The following is an 18,099-nucleotide window of genomic DNA, read 5'->3' as shown; positions in this document are numbered from 1 at the left end:
TTTCAGAGCTGCTTTTTACCAGATTAGGCATTTTTTTATAGGGAAGACAAATATCTAATTATAATTTATAAAAAAAAATTTTTGCTCTATTGCTTATTAAAAAATATATTTGTATGTATTAATATCGACTTAAAATGATACACACAAACACCTCAATAAGAGTACGTTACGCAGAAACAGACCCTATGCGTTACGTCTATTATGGCAACTATGCAACCTACTTCGAAGTGGCACGCGTGGAGCTATTTCGTTCACTTGGAATATCTTATGATGAGATTGAAAAAATGGGTATCTTTCTTCCCGTTTCCGAATATAAAATTAAATATCTAAAACCAGCTCTTTATGACCAAATTCTACATATAAAAACCAGTATAAAAACAAAACCTGGGGTAAGAATTATTTTCGACTACGAAATTTATAATGATGTCGATGAAAAAATAACAGAAGCCTCCACCACATTATTTTTTTTGAGAGCCAATGATAATAAGATTATCAAATGTCCTGATTTTTTGATGAAATTAATTGAAAAAAAATGGATAAATGTGTAGTTTTTATTTCCAATATCATTAATAATCATTAACTTGCACCTCCTTGAAAGATTAAAAATTAAGAAAATTTATAAAATTATGTCCCCATAAACACAAAAACCATATATATAAACTAAAAACCAAAAAAACCAAATGAAAATTTACATTATCGACCAACATCAAATTGTTATTGATGGCTTAGTTTCGTTGCTAACCCGCAAAAAAGGCTTTGAAATAGTTGGTCACACAAATTCCTCGTCAGAAGCTTGTAATTGGCTAGAAAATAATGACGTAGACCTGGTCATTACAGAAATTATTTTTGAAAACGAAAACTCTGCTGACCTTATCAAATCCATCAAAAAACTTCGGGAAAACACAAAAATTTTAATTCTTACCGGAGAAAACAAACTCAAAAGAATTACCGATTTATTCCAGATAGGAATAGATGGTCTTGTAGAAAAACACAACGATAGCAAAGCCGTTGTGGAAGCTTTGACTTGTATTAAAAACGGTAAAGAATATGTGGGCGAAGAGCTTAGAGAGAAAATCATGCAATCTTTACTTAACACACCTAATTCTCATAAGAATCTTCCCCTCAACGAAATCCTCGACAGTATTACCAATCGCGAATTAGAAGTTATTCAACTTATTTGTGAAGGTTGCAATAGCAAAGAGATTTCTGATCGTCTTTTTATAAGTTTTAACACTGTTGAAACCCACAGAAGACATATCTTTCAAAAGTTAAACATCAGAAACTCTATTGGACTTGTACGCTTTGCTATTCAGCATAATTTGATTGAACACTAGAAATAAATCCTTCTTATTAATAATAGGAAGGATTTATTTTAAATTTAAACCAAATAAATATCCTCATTTAAAACCAGTTTTTGAATCAAAATATTCAAAAACTAGTAATAGCTACATTAGTTTCCGTAAATTAGCTTTTTTAAAATTATATAATGGAATATTCACAAATAGAACCTAAAAATATTTGGAAGAATTTTGCATTGCTGAACGCCGTACCGCGTCCTTCCAAAAAGGAAGAACGCGTAATAGCATTCATCAAAAAATTCGGAGAAGATTTAGGATTAGACACATTGGTTGACGAAGTTGGCAACGTTATTATCCGCAAACCTGCATCACAAGGCATGGAAAACCGCCAAGCTATTGTAATGCAATCGCACCTTGATATGGTTTGTCAAAAAAATAGCGATGTTGATTTTGACTTTGACACGCAGGGCATCCAGATGTATGTTGACGGTGATTGGGTTAGGGCAAAAGGTACGACACTTGGTGCTGACAATGGCCTTGGAGTGGCAACAATTATGACAATTTTGGAAAGCAACGACATTCCGCATCCCGCAATGGAAGCACTTTTCACAATAGATGAAGAGACCGGAATGACTGGCGCACTTGGCCTGAAAGGTGGCTTGCTACATGGCGATATCCTTTTAAACTTAGATACCGAAGAAGATGACGAAATCGATATTGGCTGTGCAGGAGGCGTTGATATAACTGCAACTGCAAGCTTCGGAACAGAAAACGTAAAAGGTGAAAGCTTAGAAATCCAAATTAAAGGTCTGCAAGGCGGACATTCTGGAATGGATATTCACAAAGGCTTTGGAAATGCTAACAAGATTTTAGGAAGATTTTTATTTGAAACATTAAAATTTGATGTTCAAATTAACAGTATCGATGGTGGTGGATTACGAAATGCCATTCCAAGAGAAGCCAAAGCAGTCATTAAGGTTTCAAATATATCAGATGTTGAAGTCGTTTTATCAAATTTAAAAACAAACATTTTAGAAGAATTCGCAAGCATTGAAAAAGATTTAATCATCGAAATCAATAAAACATCTACTACAGAAAAAGCTTTATCAAATGCAGATTCTAAAAGCATTATTTTTGCACTAAATGCCGCACACAACGGCGTTTTCCGAATGAGTCCAGATGTTGAAGGCTTGGTCGAGGCGTCTAATAATCTTGCTAGAATCGAGGTAAAAGACGGCGCCGTTAAAATCCTTAACCTAACGCGATCTTCTGTAGAATCTACAAAAACAGAAGTTGCCCAACAGTTGATTTCTTCTTTTGAAAGCAATGGATTAACCACAGAGCTAGCAGGAGGTTACCCTGGTTGGAAACCTAATCCTGGCGCAGAAATCATCCAAATTATGACAGATATTTATGAAAAAAATTTCGGTGCAAAACCAATGGTTGTCGCTTGTCATGCAGGTTTGGAATGTGGAATTATCGGCACCAATTATCCAAAAATGGAAATGGTAAGTTTTGGTCCTACTATAAAAGGTGCGCACTCGCCAGACGAAAGAGCAAGTATTTCCTCGCTACAAAAATTCTGGAAGTTCTTGCAAGACATTCTTCAAAACATTCCTGAAAAGAAATAATTTTAACATAAAATCCCTTTTAATAGAAGGGATTTTTTTTATCAATTCTTCCTAATAACACAGCTTAAAAAATTAAAATAAGGAGATAAACTTCGATTAGAAGAATATTTAATTCCTAAAGCTAATAGGAATGTAAAGCATCCCCTTATTGATTTTAATTAATCTAAGCAAATAGTAAAAAACAAAGTTTTATTGCAACAACCACTTGATAATCTTGAACTTTTTTGAAAAAAAATAATCATTAATGATATAACTCATATTTTTTTATTAATTTGCGGCGACCATAAATCACTTTACAAATAATTAAAAAATGAGAAAAAATCTACTTAGTCTCGGTTTTATTGGTGTTTTGTTTCTATCTGCAAATTTGAATGCACAGAATAATATCAGTAAAAAAATTCTTCACGATAACGGAACACCCAGCTTAATAAGCTTTAGTTCAGGAAACGGTCTTTCATCTGTAACAGCCCAAAATTTATTTCAACAGTATCTTAATTTATCATCTAAAACCAGTATGAAATTGACTTCTACAGAGGTTGACAAATCTGGAAAATTCAAAGATGAAAAATACCAAATGTATTTTGATAATATCCCTGTTGAATTTGGTTCTTATAATCTACATTACAAGAATGGTGAGCTTACCAGCATGAATGGTGAAATTTTTAAAACCGATGATGCACAAACTAAGATTTCAATAACAGAAGAACAGGCTTTTAACAAAGCTAAAAAATACGTGAACGCTTCCTCATATATGTGGGAAGACCAAGCCTATTCTGCATCTTCTGGATACAAAAAACCTGTTGGTCAAAAAGTACTTTTACCAATTTCATCTGGAAATGGTGATTACAAATTGATATTAGCGTACAAATTTGACATATATGCGGCTATGCCTATTAGCAGAGGTTGGGTCTATGTAGATGCTTCTAGTGGTGCTATCTTAGGATATAATGCCATTATGAAACATGCTAATTTGCATAACAATCTTCCAACCAACAACATCGTTAAAGAAGAACCTATCAAACTTCAAGATAGTTTTACACAACCTATTCTTTTTGCTGCGGGAACTGCGGCAACAAGATATAGTGGCTCTCGTCAAATAGAAACAACACTTGCTACAAGTGGTACCAATAGTGGTAAATATATTCTGAACGATACGACACGTGGCGGTGGCGTTGTTACAAAAAATCTTAAAAAAAGCTCTAGCATAGGAAGTGCCGTAGATTTTGTTGATAATAATAACGATTGGACTGCTGCGGAACACGACAATAGCACTTTTGACAATGCTGCATTGGATGCACATTGGGGTGTTGAAAAAACTTACGATTACTTCAAAGACACTTTCAATCGCAATAGCTATAACAACGCGGGAGCTATACTAAATAGTTATGTTCATTATGGTAGTAATTATGAAAATGCAGGATGGACAGGTAGCGAAATGATTTATGGAGATGGCGCAACGACTTTCAAACCCTTAACCGCATTCGATGTTACAGCACACGAATTGGGACATGGTGTTTGCGAATATTCTGCCAATCTAGCATATCAAAGAGAGTCAGGAGCACTTAACGAAGGTTTTTCAGATATTTGGGGCGCAATTGTAGAACACAAATACGCACCAGAAAAGCAAGCTTTTTTAATTGGAGAAGATATCGTTAAAACATCGCCTAATTATTTAAGATCAATGAGCAATCCAAAATCTGGATTATCCGCTCAACCAGACACTTATAGAGGAACCAATTGGTATCCAGCAACTGTTGAAGAAGGATGTATTACGCCAAGTAGCTGGACCAATGATAACTGTGGTGTACATTATAACAGTGGCGTTCTTAACCATTGGTTTTACATTCTTGTAATGGGAAAAACAGGAACTAACGATCTTGGAAAACCTTACAATGTTACAGGTATTGGCTGGGAAAAAGCAGAACAAATTGTTTACAAACTAGAAACGACTTATCTTACTGCTAACTCAAACTATAAAAACACGAGAGACTTTGGAATTCAAGTAGCGAAAGAATTGTATGGAGAAAACTCTGCAGAGATGATTGCTGTGCAAGACGCATTTTATGCTGTTGGGATTGGGGTAAAATATTTGTCAACACCAGATACGACGCCACCGACAATTCCAACTAATTTAGCAGCTAGTAATATTAAAGGCACCAGCGCAAAACTAACTTGGGGAGCTTCTACAGATGACAACGATATGGCAGGCTATATCGTTTACAAAGATGGTGCAGAGATTGCTAGAACAACCACGCAATTGACCTACAATGTTACAGGACTTACACGCCTTACGACTTATAGCTTTACTGTAAAAGCTATTGATGGTTATAATAACATCTCCGCAGCAAGCAACATCGCTATTGTAACAACTACAGACGAAGCAGAGTATTGCACATCAACAAGTTCTAATACAAATGACGAAAAAATTAATCGCGTACAATTTAACACCATAGACAATCTAAGTACAGGAACAGCTGGTTACGAAGATTTCACAGACATTTCCACTACATTAGAACAAGGCAAAACTTACGAAATCAAAATTACTCCAAAATGGACAAGTTCATCATATAACGAAGGATACGCTGTTTATATTGACTGGAATGCCGATGGAGACTTCTCAGACACTGGAGAACAAGCATTTAGTAAGGCCGCATCAACAACAACACCTATTGTTGGCTCAATAAAAGTTCCTGCGAATGCAGTCGTTAATAAAAATACGAGAATGAGAGTATCGATGAAATTCAATGCGATACCAACAGCTTGTGAGTCTTTCACATACGGACAAGTTGAAGATTACACCTTGAAATTTGTAGAAACTAACATGGCAGTTTCTGACATTAACAAAAACAATGCCTTCAACATCTACCCTAACCCAGTTAAAGATATTATCAACATCCAAGCTAAAAAATCAGGTGAGATATCTTACCAAATTATAAATGTAAGTGGCCAAGTGGTACTTTCTGGTAAAGCCAGCAACCAAAGCATCAATGTACAACCGCTTCCAGTTGGCAATTATGTCATCAAAATTTCTAATGGTGACGAAACATCAAATCTTAAATTTATCAAAAACTAATAGTTGATAATTTAAAAAAATTACGGCAATCTTTCTTAGGTTGCCGTTTTTTATTAGGAGCTATTTCCCGCTCTCAGCTTTATCTTTTAGAGTGTCGCTCGGACGGCTCCGCTACGCTCCGCCGCCTCACGCCACCCCAAAAGGATGCCGCTTCCATCGGGGCTAGGGATTTAAGATACAAAAGAAAATTTTATTTTAAAAAATTAGATAGTAACTTTACAGAATGGCAAAACTCAAAACCGTCTATTACTGCCAAAACTGTGGCAGCCAATATCCACAATGGCACGGCCAATGTAAAAATTGTGGCGAATGGAATACACTTATTGAAGAAGTTGTTGAAAAATCAACATCCAAAAACTATTCAGGTGACAAAAAGCAACACATCATTAACATTATCGAAGTTAATGCACAAGAAGAACCCCGAATTTCTACACCTAGTGAAGAACTCAACCGCGTTCTAGGAGGCGGAATTGTCTTAGGCTCTGTCACACTTATCGGCGGCGAGCCAGGCATAGGAAAATCAACTTTGTTGCTCCAACTGGCACTCAAGATGCGCAAAAAAGTATTTTATGTTTCTGGGGAAGAAAGCGCCTCACAAATCAAAATGCGCGCCGACCGACTTACCGATTTACAAAATCCCGAATGTTATCTTTTTACAGAAACTTCTGTGGACAAAATTCTCCACGAAGCAAAAAAACTCAAACCCGATTTTATCATCATCGACTCCATACAAACACTGCATTCTAGCATGATTGAAAGTTCTCCAGGAACAGTTTCTCAAATTCGGGAATGTTCTGGAGAAATCATCAAATTTGCGAAAGAAACCAATACACCCGTATTTTTGGTTGGCCATATCACCAAAGATGGTCAAATTGCAGGTCCAAAAGTTTTGGAACACATGGTAGATGTCGTTCTTAATTTCGATGGCGACAGAAATCATTTGTTCAGATTACTTCGCGCCAACAAAAACCGTTTTGGCTCCACCGCAGAAATCGGAATTTACGAAATGATTTCCCAAGGTCTAAAAGAGATTAAAAACCCTTCAGAAATTTTAATAACCAAAAAATTTGAAGAACTTTCTGGAAATTCGGTGGCTGTTACTTTGGAAGGCAATCGCCCCATGTTATTGGAAATTCAGGCTTTGGTTTCCACAGCGGTTTATGGAACGCCACAGCGCAGCTCGACGGGATTTGACTCTAAAAGATTAAATATGCTTTTGGCAGTATTAGAAAAAAGAGCTGGTTTTCAATTAGGCGCCAAAGACGTTTTCCTCAATATTACTGGTGGCATCAAGACCGATGACCCTGCATTGGATTTGGCAGTTATCGCTTCTATTTTATCATCCAATGAAGACATCGCCATTTCGGAGAAGTTTTGCTTTGCTGGAGAAATTGGTTTAAGTGGTGAAATCCGCCCTATTCCACAAGCGGAACAGCGTATTTCTGAAGCCGAAAAATTAGGTTATGAATGTATTTTTATTTCTAATTTAAATAAAATTCCGAAGCGTAAATTTGGCATCAAAATTCAAGAAGTTGGAAAGATTGAAGATTTTGTAGATATTTTGTTTTAAATTTAATTTAACCATGGTATATTTTGAAATAAAGTAAAATTAACTGATTATCATCATTATTTCATTATTTTAGTATTACTTATATAAAACGAAGTGCCGTTGTTTATCTTTAAAAGGACTTTTTTCAACAAAACCTTGTTTAAGATTGCGATAATTTAAAAGCAAAACAAGACAAAAATTATTCAATAGCATACTGAAAATAAGTATAAACAAACACGTTATTCGTATTCATGAAATACAATGAGTTAAAATACGCAACGAGTTTAATTGAGATTATTGAAACCTAGCGTTGTTAGGGCTTTGAGCCCTAACAACGCTTCCAAAACACAAAACAAAAAAGATGAAAACAAACGTATACCCTTTGGACACCGATTCTTTTTATCATATTTATAATCGTGGTATAAATGGTGAAAAAATCTTTTTCTTGCCAAAAAATTACTTTTACTTTTTGAAGTTATTAAAAGAAAAAATTTCTACAACAGCAGAAATTTATGTATATTGTTTAGCCAGTAATCACTTCCACTTACTTATTAAAACAAAATCTGAAAAAGAAATTCGACAGAAAAATAACAACGAGTCTTTTGATATTTCGAAAATTATCAGTCAAAAATTCTCAAATACGTTTAATAGCTATACACAAGCAATTAACAAACAAGAGCTTCGGACAGGAAAACTATTTGAATTGCCATTTCGAAGAAAACTATTAAAAACGCAAGATCATCTTATCAATAGCATTCAATACATCCATAACAATCCTAAAAAACATAATATTTCAGACGATATAATAAGTTACCCATATTCTTCTTTTTTAGAAATTTTAAATAAAACCTCATTACTTATAGACACAGAAAAAGTCATTTCCTTATTTGAAGATATCGAAAATTTTAGTTATGCTAATCTCAACTTTAAAAATTATTAATTACTGAGCGTTGTTAGGGCTTTGAGCCCTAACAACGCTTCCAAATACGAACACAAAAGCCCATGAATTACCTCGCACATTCCTATTTTTCCTTTATCGACGGGCAACTCGTGGGTAATATGATTGCTGATTTCATTAAAAACAATGAACGCAAGAATTTCCCTTTAGAAATCCAGGAAGGAATAAAACTACATCGTGCGATTGACAGTTTCACAGATACGCATCCCGCAGTTTCTGCCGCAAAAAAGATCTTTAGTCCCTTGGTAAGATTATATGCTGGCGCTTTTGTAGATGTCGCTTTTGATTTTTATGTTGCACATTCCATGAAAGAAAACCTACTGTTAGAGCATTCAAAAAAAGTTTATAAAACTCTTTGGGATCACGAAGAATGGCTTCCTGAAAATTTTAAAAGAATGCTAATTAAAATGGAAGAAGACAATTGGCTGTACAATTATCGACAAGACTGGGGCATCAAATTCAGTATTCAGAATGTCTTGAACAAAGCACAATATCTGGATAAAGATTTACCTGTTTTTCAAGTTTTTTTGGACAACAAAAAAGAAATCGGGAATGAATTTGATATTTTCTTTCCCGATATTAAAGCTTATTTGAAAACTTTTGAAGTTAACAATTAATCCTACATTTTTGGCGCATAACGCTCTTTGATAATATTAAGATGATGAATATTGTGTCCAACAATCAGTTTTCCTATGGTTTCCACTTGTATCGAATTTCCGTTGGCAAGACCTGTTTGTGACAAAGCCTCATCCGAAAGACCTTCAAAAAATAAAACATTTGCTTTTCTAACAAACGAAAATTCATCGATTAGACTTTCCAAAGCGCGATCATTAGCTTCGGAATTTTTTGCCCATAATTCTTCATCAAAACCAGGAAGCTCCACTTTATCTTGGCGCGCGAAAGTCAATGCACGATAATTAAAAACCCTTTCTGTATCTATCAAATGTTGCAACAATTCTTTCAGCGACCATTTGCCTTCATCATACGCAAAAAGACTTTGCTCTTCTGATAATTGACTATAAAACTCAAAAGTTTTTGCTCCTGCAAAATCCATTTCTTCAATCCAATTTTCGGAAGGAACAAGATCTAAATAAGCTTGAATGTATTTTTCAAAATCTGTCATTTTATATATTATTGGGGATTTGTCCATTCATAAAAGTTAACCTCATCATACAATTTGAAACCGCAAGCTGGATATAAACGATTTCCAACATTGTTCGTTTTTCCAGTTTCTAAAAGCATTCCGCAAGATTCTGTATCAATGCAGAGTTGTTTGGCTGCTTCGATTAAGGCTTTAGAAAATTGACGTCCTCTAGAGTTTTCATCAACAAAAAGATCATTTAACAACCAATATTTTTTCATTCTTGTAGAAGAAAAAATTGGAAACAATTGTACAAAGCCTCTTAAATTACCTTCATATTCTGCCACAAAAATTACGGATTCTTGTTTAGAAATTCGTGCTTTCAGAAAATCTTTTGCGGACTCTATATCAGAAGCTTTTCCATAAAATTTTCTGTAATTATTAAACAAAATCACCAGTTGATCCAGATCGTCTAATTGGGCTTTTCTTATCATATTAATCTGTTAAATCGTCTTCTAAATCGCCATCCTCATCATCCTCAAACTGTTCTAAAAAATAGCTAAACGTAAAACCTTCCACCTCTTCTTCTGCATCTTCCAAAGTTGTAATTAGCTCATCAAAAGTTTCCAATTGATCCACACTTAAATTTACAAATTCGATGTGTAAAGGCATTGTTAACTCTCCTGAAATAATATCGAAAAGTGCATCAAGGTTATCACCAAAATAATCTGGCAAAGGCAATTTCGTTTTTAAAACTTCATAAAAGTCTTCGTAGTCGCCAAGTTCTACAAAGTCTATGTATATATTATTTTCCATAAATTATCGTTGTTCAAAAGTTTTATAATGGTCGTGTGTTAAGAAGATCAATCCATCATTGCTGTACACCAGTCGGTCGGCATCGCGATGTCCGCAGTCGTAGTTAACATCGGCTTCGTAATAGATTCTTCCGTTTCGGGAAGGCAGTTTTTTCTCGCGGTTACTGAACTTGTCGCCACCAATTGCTCGTCCCGGCAAAACATCACAAAGATTACCAGAGCTCGGCTCCCAGCCTTGTTTTTTAGCTTCTTTTTTAATGATGTAATAATGTGGAAGTTTGTGGTGTTTTTTTAGATAATCGATGACTAATTTTTCTTCCGTCAAATCATCAATCGATTTATCTTTATAGGCAAATTCTTCCGCCTGGCTTAACGAATCGGCATCAGATTTTTGATATTTCTGAAACTGATTTTTAATTTCTTTTTGATTAACACCAACTTTTTGTTGTTGTTGTTCAGTTTTTACCGTTTCGTTTTTATCGTAAGATTGTGGTGGCTTTATCAAATACATCGTCGTGATGCCTGCAAAAGCTCCAATTATAAAGAATAGAAATGTTTTTAGTTTTGGATTCATTCAGTTAAATTAAGATTTTAAATCCTCTGGAATGTCGCAAACCGGAATTGGATTTATTTTATGTAAAGTTGCACGATGCATTCTTTGGTAAATGGCAAATACTTCACGTTGACGCCCTTCAAAATCTTCGGGTTTTAAATTTTGATTCTGCTCCATCGCCCATTCTAGTTCTGGATATGTTGCACCAATCTGCTGTTCATCTGTTCTTTCAACTTCCCAAAGTCCATCTGTCGGGACGGCTTTTTGGATACTTTCGATAATGTCCAGATGTTTTGCCAATTCATAAACTTGGGTTTTGTACAAATCTGCAATCGGCGAAATGTCAACGCCGCCGTCGCCATATTTTGTAAAAAATCCAACGCCAAAATCCTCAACTTTGTTTCCTGTTCCCGTTACCAAAAGTCCATGAATTTGTCCATAATAATACAAAGTCAGCATTCTAAGACGCGCGCGCGAATTAGCTAAAGCCAATTGTTCAGCAGGAAAATCGGCATCAGCAACGTCAACGGTATTGTGAAAAACATCAAAAGTCGGCGTCAAATCCACACGAAAAGCTTCAACATTCGAGAATTGAGATGTCAAATTCTGGATGTGATCTTGCGCACGATTGACTTGATCTTCTTTTTGGTGAATTGGCATTTCCAAGAGCAAAGTTTTCATTCCGGTTTTCGCGGCTAATTTCGATACAACGGCAGAATCTATTCCGCCAGAAATACCGATAACAAAACCTTTCATTCCAGATTTTTGGGCATAATGTTTTAGCCAGTTAACAATGTAATCTATTATTTTTTCTGATTGCATGAATTTAAATTTATTTAAAATATTGAATTTTGAAATCCGCAGGCGTCATCTCGTACCAAAAGCATTTTCCGTCTGGCTCGTCGAATGTCCCTATTTCATTAAAACCAAGTTTGCGAAGAACATGCTTGGAAGCCTCATTTTCCGAATGGGCATAAGCGTAGAGATTTCCTTTCTTTAAAACTGTAAAAAAAGCTTTTATAAAAGCAACGGCAGATTCGCTAGCATAGCCTTTTCCCCAATATTCTGGTAGAAAACGATAACCCAACTCATAAAAATCTTGATGCTCATTAACGCTGTTATTATTAAATTTAAGACCAGACCAACCGATAAGAAGTCCTGTATTTTTCTCAACAACCGCGTAGCGCCCAACTCCGAAATCATCATATTGTTTTCTGATCATTCGGATAACTTCCAGAGATTCTTCTTCTTTGGACAAAGTATCCACGCCAACATATTTCATGACTTCGGGATTGCTATCCAACAGAAACAGTCGGGCAGCATCAGATTCTTCTAAAGGTCTTAGTAATAATCTTTCGGTTTCGAAGGCTTTGAGCATCATTAAAATTCTTATTTTTGTAGTTTGAATTTCTAAGGTAAAATTAAAGATAATTTTCCGAGCAGACTTGGGAGAAGCTTTAATTTTTAAAAGAAATTTATAAATGAATGTTTGCATGAAAAAAATAATAGCAAGTCTGTCGGTTTTGGCATTGGTTATAATGACCAATTCTTGTAAAAAAGAAACTGAAAAACCGCAGTGGGAAGTTGAGGTTAAAAATCCTATCGCGAAGGTTGACATGGTTGACATTTCTGGAAAATTCTATGACGAAAACTATCCTTTGGAAGATTTCAAAAAAGAATATCCTTGGTTCCAAGGTAGTGTGGCTGATAAGGATTTTGCGGAAAGAAGAAAGGATGAACATGAAGTTGCCATCTACAAAGAAGCGATTTCCAAAATTGATGTTAACAAGCTTAATAAAGATTTAGCCAATCTATTTTCGCACATCAAAACTTATTTTCCAAGCTTCAAAGCGCCAAAAGTTTTTCTTTATTCAACCGCAGTTTATTACGATAGCATTCTGAATCCTATTTTTTATAAACCCGAAGAAAACTTTCTATTCATCGACATTTCTGCTTTTATGGGTGATAAAAATAAAGCCTACAGTGGAATTGATTTTTACATTCAGAAATCCATGAATCCTAGTAATATTGTCCCGAAAGTATCTTTATCTTTTGCAGAACAAATGGTGCAACGACGCCCTACGGAGCAGAAATTCATAGACGAGTTGGTGTACAATGGGAAAATCCAGATTTTGCAAGATATTTTTCTACCCGACACGCCCGATTTTTTAAAAATGAATTATACCAAAGAGCAGGAAGAATGGAATATCGCTAACGAGTTTAACATTTGGAATTACTTTGTAGAGAACGATTATCTTTTTAATTCTGATCCAGAGTTGGCTTCTCGATTTATACAGCCTGGGCCGTTTTCAAAATTCTATACCGAAATTGACAACGAGAGTTCGCCACAAGTTGGTGTGTGGATTGGCTGGCAAATTTGCCGCGACTATTTAGCTAAAAATCCAAATGTAAAAATCCCTGAGTTTTTGAAAAAAAATGCCACCGAAATATTCAACGCTTCTGGCTATAAACCTAAAGAAATTAAATAATTATATACAATGAGAAAGACCCAAATAACGATAAATGTCGAACTAGACGAAAATCATGTTCCTGAAAAAATGACTTGGAATGCCGAAGATGGCGGCGTTAACGCACAAGAGACAAAAGCAACTATGATTTCGGTTTGGGACGACAATGCTAAAGAAGCACTTCGTATTGACCTTTGGACAAAAGATATGCAAGTGGATCACATGAAACAATTTTTCCACCAGATACTTGTTTCGCTAGGCCACACCTATCAACGCGCAACGGGCGAAGATGATGTTGCCGAATGGCTCGGCGAAGTTGCAGAAGAATTTGCAGTGAAGTCTGCTATTAAGATGTAATAATAAGTTCGGCGACAAATATATTTGTCGCCGAACTTTTATATTAATATTTGCACATTTATTTTTTAATAAACTTAAGCGTTTTAGAATCTTTATCGGTTTTAATATTAATCATATAAACGCCTTTCTGTAAAGACGAAACATTCATTGTTTTTTGAATCTCTTTTCCGGAACTGGATTTCAGGGTTTTGCCTGACATATCAATAATTTCCAAAGAAAGAAGCTTAGCATCAGTCGAAATATTAAGTTCTGCCTCAACCATACTTGGATAAATACGAATATCCGACATTGATTTAACATTATCATTAACAGCCAACATATTAATAGTATTAAGATATGGATAACCATCATTAATGCTAGCATCTATCGACCAAACGCCTTCTGCAGCAGCTTCGTTCAATAGATTTTTGAAATCCGAAGTTTTCATATCAGCAGTAGATTTGCCTGTAATATCCAGCTCTAACACATCAAAATCAAACTTGCCTACGCCATCTATTGGTGCGATAGTAGAATCAAAAAAAGCATTTGTAACTGTTGTGTTCCCCACGGCGCCTAGGAATCCTCCAAATTCTTGCGGAGCCTCAACTGTCCCTGTAGAATATACATTTTTGAAAATCGCATTTTGTTGCGTGTATCCAAGAAATCCACCAGCTAAAAAGGATGTTGCTACCACATTTGCACGGCTATAACAGTTGATCATTTCGTTATTTCTGTTTGGTACAAATGCAAAGGTTACAAAACCATTGAAACCGCCAACGATATATTCGCCTTCTACACTTCCTTCACTATAACAATTAGAAATTTTTGTTTTATCCCATGACGAGCCTGTGAATCCTCCGATTTGGTTAATACCCGAAACACTGCCTTTTGCAGAACAGTTTTTAACTTCTGAATTAATTAAAATACCCCCCGAAAATCCACCAACATTGCCACCAGTTGCAACTATTTCAACATTTTTCGCATGACAATTTTCTACATAACTGTCTGTCGAGATATTCCCAATCATAGCACCAACAGTATCTTTTCCAAAGATTTTGGCACCATCTAAGTTTAAATTTTTAAGCTTGGCTTTAAAAAACTGTCCGAATAGCCCAACAAAATTTCCGTTATCGGAACGATTGACTTGTACATTTTTCACTGTTTTGCCAGTACCATCAAAATTTCCAGAAAATGCTTTTTGATTGTTATAACCAATAGGTGACCAAAGATGTGTCGATAAGTCAACATCTTGTGTTAGTGTAATATTCTTTCCTAGGAAATTATTACCGTCAAATACAAGCTTTGCCAAACCAGCTAGTTCTGCAGCTGTTGCTATTTCGAAATCTGTTTGGGCAGCGTTATACCAACTTGTGTCGGCAAAGTCGATCCAATTGGTTGTTGGTAGATTTTTAAGAAAAACAGGCTCTTGCACTGTTTTTACAACATAGCCCTCTGGCAGCTGATTTGGGATCTTTCCGTCATTAAGTTGAGAGAATCCAAATGTGGCGCACAAAAGAGCCAATGTCAGTAAAGTTCTTTTCATAACTATTATTTTGATTTATTTATGTAAGTCGTAAATATATCGTTTTATCATTGAGAAATAAAAGGTTTTTTATATAAAATATTAAAATTTAACAAAAACAAACAACTTTATAAATATGATTATCTTTGCTCTTTAATTTATTTAAAAATGAAATTCAATACAAAAGTTATACATGGTGGTCAACAACACGAACCACACACAGGATCGGTAAATGTCCCTGTATTTTTAACCTCAACATTTGCACAAAAAAGTCCAGGACAATTGCGTGCGGGCTACGAATATTCTAGAGGTGCCAACCCGACAAGACAGGCTCTGGAAGATGCCTTGGCAAGTATCGAAAATGGCGCAAGAGGTTTGGCATTCGGTTCTGGATTAGCCGCGATTGACTGTGTCTTAAAATTATTAAGCCCTGGTGACGAGGTGATTGCTGTTGACGATTTGTACGGCGGAACCTACAGAATGTTCACGAGATTGTTTGATAAATATCAAATAAAATTCACTTTTGTAAATTTTGATGATGTTAACAATATCGAACAATACATCACCGACAAAACAAAATTAATTTGGTTAGAAACGCCTACCAATCCATTGATGAAATTGGTTGACATAAAAGCGGTAACCGATTTGGTAAAAGGAAAAAATATTTTAGTAGCGGTTGACAATACCTTTGCAACACCTTATATCCAAAGACCTTTGGACTTGGGCGCAGACATCGTGATGCACTCCGCCACCAAATATCTGGGTGGACATTCTGATGTTGTGGCAGGTGCATTAATTGCAAAAACGCCAGAATTGGGCGAGCAACTACACTTCATCCAATTTGCCAGTGGTGGAATTTTGGGACCACACGACTCCTATTTAGTTTTAAGAGGAATTAAAACATTATCTCTAAGAATGCAACGTCACAGCGAAAATGGACAAAAAGTAGCAGAATATTTAGCAAATCATCCTGCCGTTGACCAAGTATTCTACCCAGGTTTGACAAGTCATCCACAATTTGAGTTGGCGAAAAAGCAAATGGGTGAATTTGGAGGTATGGTGTCTTTCACTTTTAAATCAGGAAAAAAAGAAGAAGCGGTTAAGTTTTTAGAAAACTTAAAAGTCTTCACTCTAGCAGAATCTTTGGGTGGTGTAGAATCTTTAGCCAATCATCCTGCGATGATGACACATGCATCTATCCCTGCGGAAAAGCGTACCGAACTGGGCATTACCGATGACCTTATCCGCCTAAGTGCCGGCATCGAAGACATCGAAGATCTAATAGCTGACTTAGAAAAAGCTTTTGAGGCATAAGCCAACTTTACAGAAATTAAGCTTGTAAGACTTGTAAAAAATCTTGAAATAACAGCTTAAAACAAGAGCATGGCAAAAGCCCTTCTGAAAGGCGGTTGCAAAAGGTCTAAACATTTTACCAAAAACACCTTGATAATTTATCCAAAACATCAAGGTGTTTTTTGAATATTAGCTTGATGTTTTTAATACATTAATTTGTTAACTAAAAACCAAGGGCTTCTTATCATCTCAAAAAACAAATCCCGAATCGATAAATCGATTCGGGATCTTTTTTAAAAGTAATATGAAGAAAAAAAGCTTACAATCCACTCCACGTTTTAGCCCAAGTTGGCAATTCTAAAACACTACCTGCACCCGTTGCAGAAGTATTTTCTGTATAAGTGCCAGCCGCTACTGGTTGTGCTGTAGATCCTGATGCAGAAGCAATGCTCACTGCTTTTTCACCGACATTGTCAAATCTAATGTTCGTGAATTTGTTTTTACCTACAAGATTAGCAATGGTTACATCATGCTGAATCGTAATGGCTGTTGCCCAGCCCGAGAACACGATATTATCAAGCGTTGCGTTGGTCCCTACTCTGAAAAGATTGGTCCCTGCCCCCTCATTATCTGTTGTTGTATAGCCAATGAAGGTTGCATTTTTAATCGTTGGATTCGACATTGGATTCGCGCTGTTGTTGTTAGAATTGTTATCCGCTTCTATACCTCTGTTACCTACTGTTGCAGAGTTTCTTTTAGCATAAACATTGGTTGCCGTCCCTGTCCAACCTTCTGTCCAGTCAAAAGCATCGTCATCGTTATTAATTGAAATGATATTGCTAACGTTAACAGTACCTCCAAAAAATTCGATACCATCATCTGCACCATCTAATACTGCAACGCCATCGATTTTTGTTCCGCTACCCACACCGAAAAGTGATAATCCGTTATATTCTTTAGAAGCATTGAATCGTGCACCTGCCCATCTGATTTGTGTATAAGTAATAGCGCCATTGCTATCATCAGCAACTGTACCACCATAGGTAAGGTTGGCCACTTCTGAAGTTGCACTTGCACCAGCATTAATTGGTGCTTTACCAGCCAATACGATACCGCCCCAATCTGCTTTTGCTGGCGATGCATTACCAGAAGTGAACACTACTGGATTAGCCACTGTACCATTAGAGAATAATTTTCCACCTTGTGCTACTGCAAGATAAGTGTCTGTCCCACCAGAACAAAGGATTCTCGTACCTGCAGGAATTACCAATTCTGCACCAGCATTTACGATAACTTTACCTTTCATGTGATAAACTGTTTTCGCATCCAGAACCAATTTGTCACCAGAATTTAATGTTACGGTAAAGTTATTTGGGTCAATAGTAACGTTACCAGGATTAGGCGTAATCGTTGTATCCTCGTTCGACGAACATGAGTTAAAAACACCTACAGTTGTTAAACTTAATGTGCAAAGTACCAATGCACTTGAGAACAATTTTTTCATTTTATTGATTTATTAGAT

18 protein-coding genes are annotated in these 18,099 nt (G+C 35.8%); 10 read left to right on the top strand and 8 right to left on the bottom strand.

Going from position 1 to position 18,099, the window contains the following annotated elements; genetic code table 11:
• Positions 1-134 precede the first annotated feature (134 nt).
• From G6R40_RS15025 to G6R40_RS14995, 7 genes are all read left to right on the top strand, one after another.
• Entirely contained in the window at positions 135-548 is a 414-nt protein-coding gene (locus G6R40_RS15025) for an acyl-CoA thioesterase (RefSeq protein WP_165137419.1), read from the top strand.
• A 132-nt stretch (positions 549-680) separates the two neighbouring features.
• Positions 681-1,334, top strand: coding sequence for a LuxR C-terminal-related transcriptional regulator (locus G6R40_RS15020; protein ID WP_165137416.1), 654 nt, complete (start codon positions 681-683; stop codon positions 1,332-1,334).
• Between the two features lie 152 nt (positions 1,335-1,486).
• Positions 1,487-2,929, top strand: coding sequence for an aminoacyl-histidine dipeptidase (locus G6R40_RS15015; RefSeq protein ID WP_165137413.1), 1,443 nt, complete (start codon positions 1,487-1,489; stop codon positions 2,927-2,929).
• Between the two features lie 310 nt (positions 2,930-3,239).
• Complete coding sequence (locus tag G6R40_RS15010) at positions 3,240-6,002, top strand: M4 family metallopeptidase (protein WP_165137410.1); 2,763 nt, start codon at positions 3,240-3,242, stop codon at positions 6,000-6,002.
• A gap of 223 nt (positions 6,003-6,225) precedes the next feature.
• On the top strand, positions 6,226-7,572 hold the full coding sequence (gene radA / locus G6R40_RS15005) for a DNA repair protein RadA (protein WP_165137407.1): 1,347 nt from the start codon (positions 6,226-6,228) through the stop codon (positions 7,570-7,572).
• A gap of 340 nt (positions 7,573-7,912) precedes the next feature.
• The gene (locus G6R40_RS15000; protein ID WP_185670494.1) at positions 7,913-8,491 is read left to right on the top strand and encodes a transposase; all 579 of its coding nucleotides are present in this window, start codon (positions 7,913-7,915) and stop codon (positions 8,489-8,491) included.
• Positions 8,492-8,553: 62 nt separating this feature from the next.
• Positions 8,554-9,126 (top strand): ACP phosphodiesterase, encoded by a 573-nt coding sequence (locus G6R40_RS14995; protein ID WP_165137404.1) that lies wholly within the window; start codon positions 8,554-8,556, stop codon positions 9,124-9,126.
• A 2-nt stretch (positions 9,127-9,128) separates the two neighbouring features.
• Here the strand turns inward: G6R40_RS14995 and G6R40_RS14990 are convergent, their stop codons facing one another.
• Genes G6R40_RS14990 through G6R40_RS14965 form a run of 6 tightly spaced genes read right to left on the bottom strand, consistent with a single transcriptional unit; the run spans position 9,129 to position 12,339 of the window.
• A complete protein-coding gene (locus G6R40_RS14990; RefSeq protein ID WP_165137401.1) occupies positions 9,129-9,632 on the bottom strand; it encodes a DinB family protein in 504 nt (167 codons plus the stop codon).
• 8 nt (positions 9,633-9,640) lie between these two features.
• Positions 9,641-10,084: a GNAT family N-acetyltransferase gene (locus G6R40_RS14985; RefSeq protein WP_165137398.1), complete on the bottom strand. Its 444-nt coding sequence runs from the start codon at positions 10,082-10,084 to the stop codon at positions 9,641-9,643.
• A 1-nt stretch (position 10,085) separates the two neighbouring features.
• Entirely contained in the window at positions 10,086-10,406 is a 321-nt protein-coding gene (locus G6R40_RS14980) for a barstar family protein (RefSeq protein ID WP_165137395.1), read from the bottom strand.
• Positions 10,407-10,409: 3 nt separating this feature from the next.
• Positions 10,410-10,979 (bottom strand): ribonuclease domain-containing protein, encoded by a 570-nt coding sequence (locus tag G6R40_RS14975; RefSeq protein WP_228455877.1) that lies wholly within the window; start codon positions 10,977-10,979, stop codon positions 10,410-10,412.
• A gap of 9 nt (positions 10,980-10,988) precedes the next feature.
• Positions 10,989-11,780 carry an NAD(+) synthase gene (gene nadE, locus G6R40_RS14970; RefSeq protein ID WP_165137392.1) on the bottom strand — a complete coding sequence of 264 codons (792 nt, stop codon included), beginning with the start codon at positions 11,778-11,780 and terminating at the stop codon, positions 10,989-10,991.
• A 10-nt stretch (positions 11,781-11,790) separates the two neighbouring features.
• The gene (locus G6R40_RS14965; RefSeq protein WP_228455876.1) at positions 11,791-12,339 is read right to left on the bottom strand and encodes a GNAT family N-acetyltransferase; all 549 of its coding nucleotides are present in this window, start codon (positions 12,337-12,339) and stop codon (positions 11,791-11,793) included.
• Between the two features lie 112 nt (positions 12,340-12,451).
• Between G6R40_RS14965 and G6R40_RS14960 the strand changes: the two genes are divergently transcribed.
• A complete protein-coding gene (locus G6R40_RS14960) occupies positions 12,452-13,447 on the top strand; it encodes a gliding motility protein GldB (RefSeq protein ID WP_165137389.1) in 996 nt (331 codons plus the stop codon).
• 9 nt (positions 13,448-13,456) lie between these two features.
• Entirely contained in the window at positions 13,457-13,783 is a 327-nt protein-coding gene (gene gldC / locus G6R40_RS14955; RefSeq protein ID WP_079668241.1) for a gliding motility protein GldC, read from the top strand.
• A 58-nt stretch (positions 13,784-13,841) separates the two neighbouring features.
• Here gldC and G6R40_RS14950 read toward each other — a convergent pair whose 3' ends face one another.
• Positions 13,842-15,305, bottom strand: coding sequence for a T9SS type A sorting domain-containing protein (locus tag G6R40_RS14950; protein WP_165137386.1), 1,464 nt, complete (start codon positions 15,303-15,305; stop codon positions 13,842-13,844).
• 147 nt (positions 15,306-15,452) lie between these two features.
• Between G6R40_RS14950 and G6R40_RS14945 the strand changes: the two genes are divergently transcribed.
• Positions 15,453-16,598, top strand: coding sequence for a cystathionine gamma-synthase (locus G6R40_RS14945; RefSeq protein WP_165137383.1), 1,146 nt, complete (start codon positions 15,453-15,455; stop codon positions 16,596-16,598).
• A gap of 298 nt (positions 16,599-16,896) precedes the next feature.
• Here G6R40_RS14945 and G6R40_RS14940 read toward each other — a convergent pair whose 3' ends face one another.
• Positions 16,897-18,081, bottom strand: coding sequence for a hypothetical protein (locus G6R40_RS14940; protein WP_165137380.1), 1,185 nt, complete (start codon positions 18,079-18,081; stop codon positions 16,897-16,899).
• Positions 18,082-18,099 lie beyond the last annotated feature (18 nt).

The organism is Chryseobacterium sp. POL2 (assembly GCF_011058315.1).
Classification (GTDB): Bacteria; Bacteroidota; Bacteroidia; order Flavobacteriales; family Weeksellaceae; genus Soonwooa.
The sequence above is the reverse complement of the archived record's forward strand: the minus strand, read 5'-3'. Positions and strand labels throughout refer to the sequence as shown.

What these genes read in the sequence shown, in the direction of transcription:
- G6R40_RS15020 (WP_165137416.1), top strand. Translation starts at nt 681, where the DNA reads ATGAAAATTTACATTATCGACCAACATCAAATTGTTATTGATGGCTTA.
- G6R40_RS14995 (WP_165137404.1), top strand. Translation starts at nt 8,554, where the DNA reads ATGAATTACCTCGCACATTCCTATTTTTCCTTTATCGACGGGCAACTC.
- G6R40_RS15010 (WP_165137410.1), top strand. Translation starts at nt 3,240, where the DNA reads ATGAGAAAAAATCTACTTAGTCTCGGTTTTATTGGTGTTTTGTTTCTA.
- G6R40_RS14990 (WP_165137401.1), bottom strand. Translation starts at nt 9,632, where the DNA reads ATGACAGATTTTGAAAAATACATTCAAGCTTATTTAGATCTTGTTCCT.
- G6R40_RS14950 (WP_165137386.1), bottom strand. Translation starts at nt 15,305, where the DNA reads ATGAAAAGAACTTTACTGACATTGGCTCTTTTGTGCGCCACATTTGGA.
- radA (WP_165137407.1), top strand. Translation starts at nt 6,226, where the DNA reads ATGGCAAAACTCAAAACCGTCTATTACTGCCAAAACTGTGGCAGCCAA.
- G6R40_RS14945 (WP_165137383.1), top strand. Translation starts at nt 15,453, where the DNA reads ATGAAATTCAATACAAAAGTTATACATGGTGGTCAACAACACGAACCA.
- nadE (WP_165137392.1), bottom strand. Translation starts at nt 11,780, where the DNA reads ATGCAATCAGAAAAAATAATAGATTACATTGTTAACTGGCTAAAACAT.
- G6R40_RS14980 (WP_165137395.1), bottom strand. Translation starts at nt 10,406, where the DNA reads ATGGAAAATAATATATACATAGACTTTGTAGAACTTGGCGACTACGAA.
- G6R40_RS14940 (WP_165137380.1), bottom strand. Translation starts at nt 18,081, where the DNA reads ATGAAAAAATTGTTCTCAAGTGCATTGGTACTTTGCACATTAAGTTTA.
- G6R40_RS14985 (WP_165137398.1), bottom strand. Translation starts at nt 10,084, where the DNA reads ATGATAAGAAAAGCCCAATTAGACGATCTGGATCAACTGGTGATTTTG.
- G6R40_RS14960 (WP_165137389.1), top strand. Translation starts at nt 12,452, where the DNA reads ATGAAAAAAATAATAGCAAGTCTGTCGGTTTTGGCATTGGTTATAATG.
- G6R40_RS15015 (WP_165137413.1), top strand. Translation starts at nt 1,487, where the DNA reads ATGGAATATTCACAAATAGAACCTAAAAATATTTGGAAGAATTTTGCA.
- G6R40_RS14975 (WP_228455877.1), bottom strand. Translation starts at nt 10,979, where the DNA reads ATGAATCCAAAACTAAAAACATTTCTATTCTTTATAATTGGAGCTTTT.
- G6R40_RS14965 (WP_228455876.1), bottom strand. Translation starts at nt 12,339, where the DNA reads ATGATGCTCAAAGCCTTCGAAACCGAAAGATTATTACTAAGACCTTTA.
- G6R40_RS15025 (WP_165137419.1), top strand. Translation starts at nt 135, where the DNA reads ATGATACACACAAACACCTCAATAAGAGTACGTTACGCAGAAACAGAC.
- gldC (WP_079668241.1), top strand. Translation starts at nt 13,457, where the DNA reads ATGAGAAAGACCCAAATAACGATAAATGTCGAACTAGACGAAAATCAT.
- G6R40_RS15000 (WP_185670494.1), top strand. Translation starts at nt 7,913, where the DNA reads ATGAAAACAAACGTATACCCTTTGGACACCGATTCTTTTTATCATATT.